A 9,532-nucleotide genomic window follows, 5' to 3' on the forward strand; every position below is an offset into this window, starting at 1 on the left:
CCACTAAAAGGCTTGATTACATTTATGCGTAGAAGGCGTTTTGGTGAAAGTTTTTGGGCTTGGTATTCTGATTCCATTGTGCGCATTCAGCTACCTGGTTAGCAGCGGCGGCAGCGAGGTCGCCATACCTGCCAACACTCTGTTCTTCTCCAGCGCGTTAGCGCTGTATCTCTACCCTTCGATATCTGCAATCGGCTATGCCAAGAAAGCCCGTATATCGATATTCAAGCTGAACCTGCTTGCTGGCTGGACTGGCATCGGTTGGTTTTTAGCGCTTTACAGGGCTTTAGTGCTTCTGGTTTCAAACGAATAATGTGGCGGCGCGTCTTGCTTCTGGCAAGCACCCTACTCTGCTATGGTGGCGCCCTCGGATCGCAACGGAAGCATCGAAGAATGGACTCATGGAAGACTCTGGCGATCGCCCTACTGGCATCTGTCAGCACTCAGGCCGTATCAGGTGATGGCGCCAACCCTATCGCTGCCGCGATATTTCTCACAATTTCCGCGCCAACCATTTTAATTGGGGCGACCACATCCCTCACGACCGAGCCGCCTGAGATTTTCAAGTCAGCCAAGACTGACGCTCTGGCCTTCATCGGTTCGGACGGGGAGATTCGCGGCGCGGAGTTTGAGCAGGCGTCCCGGTATTATCGCTCGGCCTACACATCGCCCCATATGTCTGACATGCAACTGGCGCAGGCGATCGCGACCTCGTTCTGATGTCGGCGTAAGACTGTCCCCTCCTCTTGTCCCAGCAAGAACGCACTCTGCTATGGTAGCGTCCCACTAAGGCCGCAATGGAAGCATCGAAGAATGGACACATGGAAGATTGTAGCAGCAGCCCTTATGGTATCGATCAATGCTCATGCTTCAGAGGGGTCCGATGACTCCTACAATAACTCGATGCTGTCAGTGCTAATGGCTCCAACCTACACCGTTGCGGGAACTACCGGACTTACCATGCTGGCCTCAAATAACTTCAAGCCTGCAAAGGCTGACGCACTTGCGTTCATCGGCTCAAAAGGCGAGATTCGCGGCGCACAATTTGAACAGGCAGTACGCTTTTATCACACGACCTACGCACCACCGCTGATGACTGACCATCAACTCGCCTCAGCAATCGCGACTTCATTCTGAGCTCGACCTTCAAACTAACCGCCGCACCATACCTTTCGTTTCTGCGACATCCTTTTCACCTGGCATTTACAGGACAGAGTGCAAAGTCGCGCTACTCAGTTGAAGAATTCCCTTTTGGTCCGCCCACAAGCGGGCTTTTTTTTGCCTGCTGCTTCGCTTTCCATGCCCTCTAGTGGAGACAAGGCAATGCCCTCCCCTGAATACTCCCTCGCCCGAGTCAACAGATAACACAGCCCAGCGCCGGGCTTCTTGTATCTGGAAAGCGTACTCTCAAAGCCTATCGATCAGCGGCCATACGTAAGCGTCCGGTGAAGTCAGGTTGACACAACCGGATTCGTGGCGCTCATTCCAACGGCAGTGGGCGATCTGTGATGACGTGTTTCATTACCAAGGTCGAGGTTAGCCGCTGTACATTTGGCAGCCTCGATAGCTCCTCATCATAGAGCTTCTGAAACGCCGGAAGGTCTGCGGTTACGACCATTAGCAGATAGTCCGGATCACCAAACAGTCGTTGAGCTTGGACGATGTAGGGAATGCTTGGTAAGGCTTTTTCGAAGTCTGCTACGGCCTGCTGATGCCCTTCTTGTAACGTCACGAACACCAGTGAAGAGAAATTGAGCCCTAGCTCGGGGGCAGAGAGGTGGGCGCGGTATCCCTTGATCACTCCAGCCTCTTCTAAAGCGCGAACTCGTCGATGGCAAGGGGACAAGCTCAGCCCCACGCGCTCGGCCAAGTCCGTGAGTGACTGGCGACCATCTCCTTGTAGCTCCGCAAGAATCTTCCTATCAATTCGATCCATTTCGTAAAACCTTCCACGGCCTCAGGGCTCTGCGAGTAACTACGCAAGATAATAACACCAGACTTTCTTTATCCTTCTCTCTCAGTTTCTACCAGGGCCGAAGGTGCCGTACTGGTGATGAGCGAGAGGAAAATTGATCGTGAGCGCTTCTTTGATGATGGCCTTCTGGGCCGTTTCGTTTCTGTTTGTTATCACCCCAGGGGCTGATTGGGCTTACGCCATTTCAGCGGGTTTGCGAGGCCATACCGTGGTGCCTGCGGTATTGGGCATGCTCTCAGGCCATGTTCTCGCGACATTGATCGTAGCGGCGGGTGTGGGTGGCTTGCTGGTGAAAATCCCTTATGCGTTGTTGACGCTTACGCTGATGGGGGCTGCTTATCTCTTGTGGTTAGGCTTTAACATGCTGCTCAAACCCTCAGTTCCCGCTCAAGGGTACGCCGCAGATGATGGAGGCTGGATCACCTGGGCATTCAAGGGACTTTGTGTGAGCGGCCTGAACCCAAAAGTGCTGCTGCTGTTCCTGGCTTTGCTGCCTCAGTTTACTGATTCGTCTGCCGCTTGGCCGGTTGCAGTCCAGATCATTGCGCTAGGGCTCATCCATGCTTTCAGTTGCGGAGTCGTTTATCTGGCCGTGGGATATGGCGCCCGCGCAGTACTGACTTCTCGACCTGGGGCCGCGCTCAATGTAAGCCGCATCTCAGGGGCCGCAATGATTCTCATCGCTGTCGTCCTCGCGGCTGACCGGCTGACCGTTTAATGGAAGGTAAACCAATGTCTGAACAGACCACCGCCCCCTACGCTAGCCAAAATCGTGGGCGGGTAAGAATTCCTCATCTACACCAGATGAAAGCGCGGGGCCAAAAATGGGCCATGTTGACCGCTTATGACATGTACACCGCAGCCATATTTGAGGAGGCAGGAATTCCTGTGCTTCTGGTCGGCGATTCAGCCGGTAACAACGTCTTCGGCTATGACTCGACCTTGGCAGTAACCGCTGACGAAATGTTGCCCTTGGTCAGCGCGGTCTCGCGGGCTACCAAGCGCGCATTGATCATTGCCGATCTGCCTTTTGGTTCGTACCAGGGGTCACCTGAGCAATGCTTCCATACAGCCGTGCGCTTTATGAAAGAAGGTGGCGCGCACGCCGTTAAGCTCGAAGGTGGAATTGAGATGCTCCCCCAGGTCGAGAAGCTGGTGGCCGCAGGGATTCCAGTGATGGCCCATATTGGATTCACTCCGCAGGCAGAGCATCAACTGGGCGGTTACCGTATCCAGGGCAAGGGCTCAGACGCGCAAAGGTTGATTGATTTAGGGATGGCTTTTGAGCGCGCAGGAGCGTTTGGCCTGCTCATTGAGATGGTGCCAGGCGAGGTTGCAAGCCGAATCACCGAGGCAGTTGGCATTCCCACCGTTGGAATCGGGGCGGGGAACGGCTGTGACGCTCAAGTACTGGTATGGCAGGACATGGCAGGTCTGCGGCAAGGTCAGTTGCCTCGATTCGTCAAGCAATACGCTGATGTGCGAAAGGTGTTGAATGACGCTGCTCAAGCCTTTGCTAAGGATGTGGAGTCAGGATCATTCCCAGGATCTGAGCACACTTTTTGATGCGGCAGGAGAGTCCAATGAACGCGATACGCCAGAGGGCGATTGAAGGGCTTGAACAGGGCGACACATTCGAGATCAAGCGCACCTTCTCGGAGGCGGACATCGTTCAGTTCGAAGCACTATCGCATGATCACAACCCAGTCCACTCCGATGCCGGATACGCTGTTGCTAAAGGTTTTGACGGCACCATCGCTCAAGGACTCCTTACTGCGACTTTGATCACCGAGATTGGCGGGCACTTGGGTTGGCTGGCTACATCAATGAGCTTCAAGTTCAAGCGGCCTGTCTATGTTGGGGAGGAGTTGACCTGCGTATGGACAATTGTCCGGATTGATGACCGACATCGAGCGGAAGCCGAAGTCATCGTGAAGAACAGCACCGGCCAAGCTGTGCTGCTGGCTGAAACTACAGGGGTGATTCCTAGCGAGGCTGAAAGGGCGGTTCTCGCGGCAACCCCAGGCGATTAGGTTTGGCCCGATGCTGTGATCAACGTATCCCACCGAACTCTGGAATAGACAGTTCAGCATGCATTATCTATTGAAACTCATTATCCGGCCTGGAACTGAACTGGCTGACAGCTGCTTCCTGATCCTGGCTTTTATTGTGGGTGGTGGTGCAGGAGCACTGTTGGCTCACAAAATATCCCTGGGAATCGGACTGCCTTTCGCGTTGTTCGCCACTCTAGTACTTCATCTGACGTGGCGGACACCAAATTGTAAGCTGTAGCCTGACTTACGTAACATAGGTCAGACCGGTACCCACTGATGCGGCAGCAATTGTCCGATCTCATTGGCCCGCTGCGTCGGTAGCCGCATCAGCACATCTTTGAGATAGGCATACGGATCATGCCCGTTCATGCGTGCCGACTGGATCAAGCTCATGATCGCTGCCGCTCGTTTGCCACTGCGCAGAGATCCGGCGAACAACCAATTGGAGTGCCCAAGCGCCCATGGCCTGATCGTGTTTTCGACCGGGTTATTGTCGATGGGCACAGCACCATCATCCAGGTAGCGCATCATCGCTACCCAGCGTTTCAGGCTGTAGTCCAAAGCCTTGGCCGTCGCCGAGCCTTCTGGCACAAGTTCGCGCTGAGCCAACATCCACTCATGCAGTTTCTTTGCGATGGGCTCCGCTATCTTCTGACGTAATTGCCTGCGGTCTTCATCGTTCATGCCTTTGGCTTGCCGCTCGATCTCGTACAGACCGCCGATTGAGTGCAGTGCCTGTTCGGCCAGTTGGCTTTTGTTTGCCACATGCAGTTCGAAGAACTTACGGCGTGCGTGGGCCATGCAGCCAATTTCGGTGATGCCCAGCTCGAAGCTGGCCTTGTAGCCCGCGAAGTCATCGCAGACCAGCTTGCCTTTCCACGTGCCAAGGAAGTTACGTGCATGTTCGCCAGCACGGCTGGGGCTGAAGTCGTAGACCACGGCTTTCAGTGCCGAGAACGGCGTTGTGCAGTAAGCCCAGACATAGGCGCGGTGCGTTTTCTTCTCTCCCGGCGCCAACATCTGTACGGGAGTTTCATCGGCATGCACGACTCGCTGAGCCAACACCGCCTCGCGAAGGGCATCCGCCAACGGCTGGAGTTGTACGCCGGTTTGGCCCACCCACTGAGCCAGCGTTGAACGCGGGATCGCCAGGCCTGCTCGACCAAAGATCTTTTCCTGCCGGTACAGCGGCAGATGATCGGAGAACTTGGCCACCATTACATGAGCAAACAGTCCAGCAGTAGGGATGCCCTTGTCGACGACTTGGGCGGGCACCGGTGCCTGGATCAGCGTTTCGCACTGGCGGCAGGCCCACTTCCCACGTACATGCTGCTCAACGGTGAACACGCCCGGTGTGTAATCCAGCTTCTCGCTGACGTCTTCGCCGATGCGCTGAAGCTGGCAGCCGCAAGCACACTGGGTGTTCTCTGGCTCGTGACGAATGACGGTGCGTGGGAACTGCGGCGGCAGCGGCGCACGCTTCGGCTTTTGGCGGGTTTCGTCCGACGCTGTGGCAGGACGAAGCGCGTCCAGTTCTGCCTCGATGGCCTCAATGTCGGTGTTGAGCATGTCATCCAGCAAGCTGCCTTGAGCCGGGCTGATCTGCTCGCTGCGCTTGGCGAACTTGTGGCGTTTGAGGATGGCGATTTCGTGAGAGAGCTGTTCGATGATCGTCTCGTCACGATGGATCTTTCGGCCCATGGTGTCGACCTTCGATAGCAACTGCACAGCGAGTGCGCGCAGTTGGTCGGGTGTCATTTGGTCGAGATTGGGCGAGGAAGTCATGCCGTGGATTTTACCAAAGCAACTGATCCGCCACAGCTCAAAGGCAGGACTAAATCACTGTAATGACGCCGTTCACACCGACACGCTGCCAGGGTAAACCGAGCACCAGCGCTTGCAGTTGTTCAGCATCGAGTTCAACTTCCAGGCCGCGATGAGTACCAGGCCAGTGAAACTTGCCTTGGTTTAACCGGCGTGCAGCAAGCCAAATGCCCACGCCATCGTGCACCAGCACCTTCATCCGGTTGGCTCGGCGGTTGGCGAACAGATAAGCGCAGTGCGGCTTCGCCGCACCGAACACCGCCACCACGCGGGCCAGCGCAGTTTCGGTGCCAGCGCGCATGTCCATGGGCTCGGTGGCGAGCCAGATAGCATCGATGCGTATCATTGCGAGAGGCTGCGGATAAAACGTGCGCAGCCGTCCGGGTCGGAGATTGGCCAGTTCACAGTGAGTGTTTGATGCCCGGAGGAAATATCGATGCGGGCTACAGCCTGTCGAACCGGTATCGCTGCGGCCTCAAGCTTCAACGGTATAAATGCAGGTAGGGTAGAAGCTTGTTGGTCGCGATAGAGGGAAATCCACTTTCGAACCAGATTGGTGTTGATGCCGTGTCGCAGGGCTATGCTGGCAATTGATACGTCAGGGTTCAGGCACTCCTGGACAACTTGGGCCTTGAAGGGTTTGGGATAAGAGGTGCGCTGGCGCATGTTGTTCCTTGAATTAAGGGTGACGGTGTCCACGTATTTTTAGGTGGACACCATCGCCCTTAATCTGGGGATTCTGAAGGTGTGTTTGGCAGACGCTTACGGCCATACCGCGCCCCGCTCTACTGGACTAAAATCAAGCTGAGCTCTGGAGGGATCACCTATGGATATGCCGAAGAGCGTAGAAGAGATGCGAGCGCTTCTACTCAGCCAGCGCCCCGACCTGAAAAATGATCTTGCAAAGATTTCAAACCTTGAGCTGCTGCAGCTCATGGCGGGCATCTACAAAAGCGCGATTGGTATTAAAGAAGCCGAACTGATTGAGATCGAGAGGCAGCTGGACGAGGCCGCCAAGGCACTTTTTTCCCCTGCGCTCCACTGATCCCATCGCACACTCAGCACCATGAAGTCATCCGACACGGACGTGGCAACTTGCATCAAGGACCTGACCGGCGCAGGAGTTCTTATAACCCTCGGAACTGTGAATTTCGATGTGCGTTGCTCAGGCCTTTCAGCAAATACAATCAATCTGCCATCATTTACGAATTGCTCATAACAGCTAGCCTTTAAGGCTCATTCGTCCGGCCTGGAAACTCCAATGGATACCCTGAACAGAGCGCAGATCGAGGCGCTTCTCGCTAAGCGCTTGCCGAACTGTTCGATCACATGCGCTTTAAAAGTTGATGGAACGTTGTCGGTAGATGTGACTGGGCCAGACTCTGCTCAATTCACCATTGTGAATGTTGACCGCACTCAATATCACGGGGCCGCAGGAGTCAATAAACTCGTTCGGGAAATTCTTGAGGAGATGGTGATTTCTAGGCAAGTGTCTCGTAGAGACGGCTCTAAACTAGCGTAATGAACCTCTAAGCCTTCACTCGGCATATTCACATCCTATTCACATTCGAGTGTTTATGGTTCAACCCAGCTCCTAGTGAAAACCCTTCAGCCCGCACTCCCCATCGCGGGCTTTTCTTTGTATGCGATTTGTCTGGAATTGCTGCGCTTGCCTGGTCTACGCTCATTGCACCATCGAATGGAGACAAGCAATGCCCTCCCACGAATACTCCCTCACCGATACCCTTGAAAGAATCTACGAGAACCAGCTCGCCCTTGAGGCTGCGCTGATGGAGTTGACGTTGCTCGTCGAAAGCCAAGGCCATACGGATGCAGGCCAGAACGTCCGAGGCGCCCTTGAAGCGATTGGGGAGAACGCCGGACATATCAAGCAGGGCCTGGCCAGACTGAAGGCGCAGGAGCCGGATTGACCACCCTACCCCGGCCCGCCCATACATTGTGCAGTGCTGCAAAGTAATGCTCCGGCGTGCTGCACAAGCCTTCTCCACTCATCACTTGTGATGAGGTCGGCTCGCTCCATGGCGTCAGCCCGCCTCAGCAATTCGAAGTATTTAACCTCTGCGTCCATTCGACTTCCAGCCAGTGCAGAAAGCTCGCGCCAGCCTGTGAGGGCCAGGCCCCGCTGCGCCTCTCTCATTGATAGCCCCTAATGATCATATTCGGGAGTATGAGCCAGGTTGCAGGGGTCGTTCAGCAAGATGGCACTATGGGCGACCAATGGTGGCTGTCCGCCTCAGCGTACAAAATGGGACGATAGAGTTCCCACATCAAAAGTGATGGAGAGTCGCGAATGTTCAGTCACATCACCGTTGGAACAAACGATCTTGATCAGGCTGCCGCGTTTTATGACGCCATATTGATCCCTCTTGGGCTGTGCCGCCGGGTTGTAACCCCCGATGGAGGGCCTGCTTCCGCATGCTGGGTTAACCCCAACAGGCCCTTGCCTCGCTTTTATGTTTACTGCCCTTACGATCTCAAAGAGGCCGAGGCGGGAAATGGGAGTATGGTGGCTTTTTCCGCGCCACATGCAGACGCTGTGGATGAAGCCTACGCCGCAGGCCTTAGCAATGGCGGTGTTGATACAGGTTCACCAGGGCCACGCCCGCACTATGGGGACGGCTACTATGGCGCTTACCTGCGTGACCCGGATGGTAATAAAGTGCACATAGTCCATCGTGGCGATTTGCACTTGCCTGGGTAGATGCGATTCTCGGTGTTTGCTTGAAGCCCGGCCCAGCGCCGGGCTTCTTGTATCTGCCCTTCCCTTCCCCGCCAGTTACGCCTTTCCGCCGTATCTCTGCCAGGCCAGCAGTGTTTCCTTCATTGCTGTCTTCTGCGACTCCGGGAGAACGAAGTCGTGGTAGTACTGGCGCCCGTCATAGCGAATAACCACCTTCTTAGCTGACAAGATCTTATTCAGCATGGCCATGTCATACACCCTTGAGTCAGACCACTCCCAGATACTCCCGGCGGCGTTATCGCGCTCAAAGTCTATCTTGCCCAGATCAAAAACCTGATCATCGGCCTTGATGGTTACGCTCTGAACGAACAGCCAGCTATCGGCGTAGTAGTTAAATTTCATGCGCAGGGGATAAGCCGCCGCAGACCCATCCTTCACGCCGAAGTACAGAGACATATAATTGTCGAGCACGGGAACGGCTTTGTGTGAGATCCAAGTCACGCCCTTAATTTCATCGGTTCTTTTGATCAAATTGGCATCAAGGCGAGCAAGCGTTTTGCGGTATTCCTCTGCGGCCTTTGCAGCCTCAACCTGCCGGGCTTTCTCGGCAGCGGCGATCTTGAGATCCGTCTCGGCTGACAAAGACTTCGCCTCCTGGGCTTGCGGTGATTCAGGGAAGCGGGAGACCAAATCAGATAAGGTTTTCTTTGCAGCAGTCAAAGACGCCTCAGAAATCTCGTTCTTCGCCTTCGCAAGCGCTCTGGCCGGGCCATTTCGCTCAGCATCAAGCTCTGCGCGCAATGAGCTAACCTCTCCCTGTAGCTTACCTACCTCCTGCTGAAGCCTGGCAGCATTTTCCTTATCAGCTTGGCCGCACCCGGAAAGCAAAGCAGCCACCGCGGTCGCAATAACGATTTTCCTCATGAATCCCTTCTCCCTATAGATCTCGCCATCTTATCAAATCGCCATCACACGCCC

At 55.1% G+C, this 9,532-nt stretch carries 15 protein-coding genes; 10 read left to right on the forward strand and 5 right to left on the reverse strand.

Annotated features, from left to right (window positions below; all coding sequences use genetic code 11):
• Positions 1–43: 43 nt before the first annotated feature.
• From U5A08_RS15395 to U5A08_RS15405, 3 genes are all read left to right on the forward strand, one after another.
• The gene (locus U5A08_RS15395) at positions 44–313 is read left to right on the forward strand and encodes a superinfection immunity protein (RefSeq protein WP_321847315.1); all 270 of its coding nucleotides are present in this window, start codon (positions 44–46) and stop codon (positions 311–313) included.
• 80 nt (positions 314–393) lie between these two features.
• Positions 394–720, forward strand: a complete 327-nt coding sequence (locus U5A08_RS15400) for a DUF2388 domain-containing protein (RefSeq protein ID WP_253400393.1) — start codon at positions 394–396, stop codon at positions 718–720.
• Positions 721–813: 93 nt separating this feature from the next.
• A complete protein-coding gene (locus U5A08_RS15405; RefSeq protein WP_321847316.1) occupies positions 814–1,137 on the forward strand; it encodes a DUF2388 domain-containing protein in 324 nt (107 codons plus the stop codon).
• 343 nt (positions 1,138–1,480) lie between these two features.
• Here the strand turns inward: U5A08_RS15405 and U5A08_RS15410 are convergent, their stop codons facing one another.
• Entirely contained in the window at positions 1,481–1,936 is a 456-nt protein-coding gene (locus tag U5A08_RS15410) for an Lrp/AsnC family transcriptional regulator (RefSeq protein ID WP_040266815.1), read from the reverse strand.
• A 133-nt stretch (positions 1,937–2,069) separates the two neighbouring features.
• Here U5A08_RS15410 and U5A08_RS15415 point away from each other — a divergent pair, with 133 nt between their 5' ends.
• Genes U5A08_RS15415 through U5A08_RS15425 form a run of 3 tightly spaced genes read left to right on the forward strand, consistent with a single transcriptional unit; the run spans position 2,070 to position 4,008 of the window.
• On the forward strand, positions 2,070–2,693 hold the full coding sequence (locus U5A08_RS15415) for a LysE family translocator (protein ID WP_425262803.1): 624 nt from the start codon (positions 2,070–2,072) through the stop codon (positions 2,691–2,693).
• Positions 2,694–2,707: 14 nt separating this feature from the next.
• Positions 2,708–3,541: a 3-methyl-2-oxobutanoate hydroxymethyltransferase gene (panB, locus tag U5A08_RS15420; RefSeq protein WP_040266819.1), complete on the forward strand. Its 834-nt coding sequence runs from the start codon at positions 2,708–2,710 to the stop codon at positions 3,539–3,541.
• A 17-nt stretch (positions 3,542–3,558) separates the two neighbouring features.
• On the forward strand, positions 3,559–4,008 hold the full coding sequence (locus U5A08_RS15425) for a MaoC family dehydratase (protein ID WP_040266821.1): 450 nt from the start codon (positions 3,559–3,561) through the stop codon (positions 4,006–4,008).
• A gap of 279 nt (positions 4,009–4,287) precedes the next feature.
• Here the strand turns inward: U5A08_RS15425 and tnpC are convergent, their stop codons facing one another.
• Genes tnpC through tnpA form a run of 3 tightly spaced genes read right to left on the reverse strand, consistent with a single transcriptional unit; the run spans position 4,288 to position 6,519 of the window.
• On the reverse strand, positions 4,288–5,814 hold the full coding sequence (gene tnpC / locus U5A08_RS15430) for an IS66 family transposase (RefSeq protein ID WP_321847317.1): 1,527 nt from the start codon (positions 5,812–5,814) through the stop codon (positions 4,288–4,290).
• Between the two features lie 49 nt (positions 5,815–5,863).
• The gene (gene tnpB / locus U5A08_RS15435) at positions 5,864–6,199 is read right to left on the reverse strand and encodes an IS66 family insertion sequence element accessory protein TnpB (protein WP_157900781.1); all 336 of its coding nucleotides are present in this window, start codon (positions 6,197–6,199) and stop codon (positions 5,864–5,866) included.
• A complete protein-coding gene (gene tnpA / locus U5A08_RS15440) occupies positions 6,196–6,519 on the reverse strand; it encodes an IS66-like element accessory protein TnpA (protein WP_321847318.1) in 324 nt (107 codons plus the stop codon). The genes tnpB and tnpA overlap by 4 nt, the downstream gene beginning before the upstream one ends.
• 160 nt (positions 6,520–6,679) lie before the next feature.
• Here tnpA and U5A08_RS15445 point away from each other — a divergent pair, with 160 nt between their 5' ends.
• The 4 genes from U5A08_RS15445 to U5A08_RS29930 all read left to right on the forward strand — a co-directional run bounded on the left by U5A08_RS15445 (position 6,680) and on the right by U5A08_RS29930 (position 8,575).
• On the forward strand, positions 6,680–6,898 hold the full coding sequence (locus U5A08_RS15445; RefSeq protein ID WP_321847319.1) for a hypothetical protein: 219 nt from the start codon (positions 6,680–6,682) through the stop codon (positions 6,896–6,898).
• A gap of 216 nt (positions 6,899–7,114) precedes the next feature.
• On the forward strand, positions 7,115–7,375 hold the full coding sequence (locus U5A08_RS15450; protein WP_321847320.1) for a hypothetical protein: 261 nt from the start codon (positions 7,115–7,117) through the stop codon (positions 7,373–7,375).
• Between the two features lie 190 nt (positions 7,376–7,565).
• Positions 7,566–7,784: a hypothetical protein gene (locus tag U5A08_RS15455; RefSeq protein WP_321847321.1), complete on the forward strand. Its 219-nt coding sequence runs from the start codon at positions 7,566–7,568 to the stop codon at positions 7,782–7,784.
• A 380-nt stretch (positions 7,785–8,164) separates the two neighbouring features.
• A complete protein-coding gene (locus tag U5A08_RS29930; RefSeq protein ID WP_425262804.1) occupies positions 8,165–8,575 on the forward strand; it encodes a VOC family protein in 411 nt (136 codons plus the stop codon).
• A gap of 75 nt (positions 8,576–8,650) precedes the next feature.
• On the opposite strand, the gene U5A08_RS15460 is transcribed toward U5A08_RS29930, so the two are convergent.
• Positions 8,651–9,478, reverse strand: coding sequence for a hypothetical protein (locus U5A08_RS15460; protein ID WP_321847322.1), 828 nt, complete (start codon positions 9,476–9,478; stop codon positions 8,651–8,653).
• Positions 9,479–9,532: the final 54 nt, after the last annotated feature.

It is taken from the genome of Pseudomonas paraveronii (genome assembly GCF_963681955.1).
Lineage (GTDB): Bacteria > Pseudomonadota > Gammaproteobacteria > Pseudomonadales > Pseudomonadaceae > Aquipseudomonas > Aquipseudomonas paraveronii.

Bases quoted from the DNA above. Each gene is read 5' to 3' on its own strand.
- U5A08_RS15400 (WP_253400393.1), top strand. From the start codon at position 394: ATGGACTCATGGAAGACTCTGGCGATCGCCCTACTGGCATCTGTCAGC.
- U5A08_RS15405 (WP_321847316.1), top strand. From the start codon at position 814: ATGGACACATGGAAGATTGTAGCAGCAGCCCTTATGGTATCGATCAAT.
- U5A08_RS15410 (WP_040266815.1), bottom strand. From the start codon at position 1,936: ATGGATCGAATTGATAGGAAGATTCTTGCGGAGCTACAAGGAGATGGT.
- panB (WP_040266819.1), top strand. From the start codon at position 2,708: ATGTCTGAACAGACCACCGCCCCCTACGCTAGCCAAAATCGTGGGCGG.
- U5A08_RS15425 (WP_040266821.1), top strand. From the start codon at position 3,559: ATGAACGCGATACGCCAGAGGGCGATTGAAGGGCTTGAACAGGGCGAC.
- tnpC (WP_321847317.1), bottom strand. From the start codon at position 5,814: ATGACTTCCTCGCCCAATCTCGACCAAATGACACCCGACCAACTGCGC.
- tnpB (WP_157900781.1), bottom strand. From the start codon at position 6,199: ATGATACGCATCGATGCTATCTGGCTCGCCACCGAGCCCATGGACATG.
- tnpA (WP_321847318.1), bottom strand. From the start codon at position 6,519: ATGCGCCAGCGCACCTCTTATCCCAAACCCTTCAAGGCCCAAGTTGTC.
- U5A08_RS15445 (WP_321847319.1), top strand. From the start codon at position 6,680: ATGGATATGCCGAAGAGCGTAGAAGAGATGCGAGCGCTTCTACTCAGC.
- U5A08_RS15450 (WP_321847320.1), top strand. From the start codon at position 7,115: ATGGATACCCTGAACAGAGCGCAGATCGAGGCGCTTCTCGCTAAGCGC.
- U5A08_RS15455 (WP_321847321.1), top strand. From the start codon at position 7,566: ATGCCCTCCCACGAATACTCCCTCACCGATACCCTTGAAAGAATCTAC.
- U5A08_RS29930 (WP_425262804.1), top strand. From the start codon at position 8,165: ATGTTCAGTCACATCACCGTTGGAACAAACGATCTTGATCAGGCTGCC.
- U5A08_RS15460 (WP_321847322.1), bottom strand. From the start codon at position 9,478: ATGAGGAAAATCGTTATTGCGACCGCGGTGGCTGCTTTGCTTTCCGGG.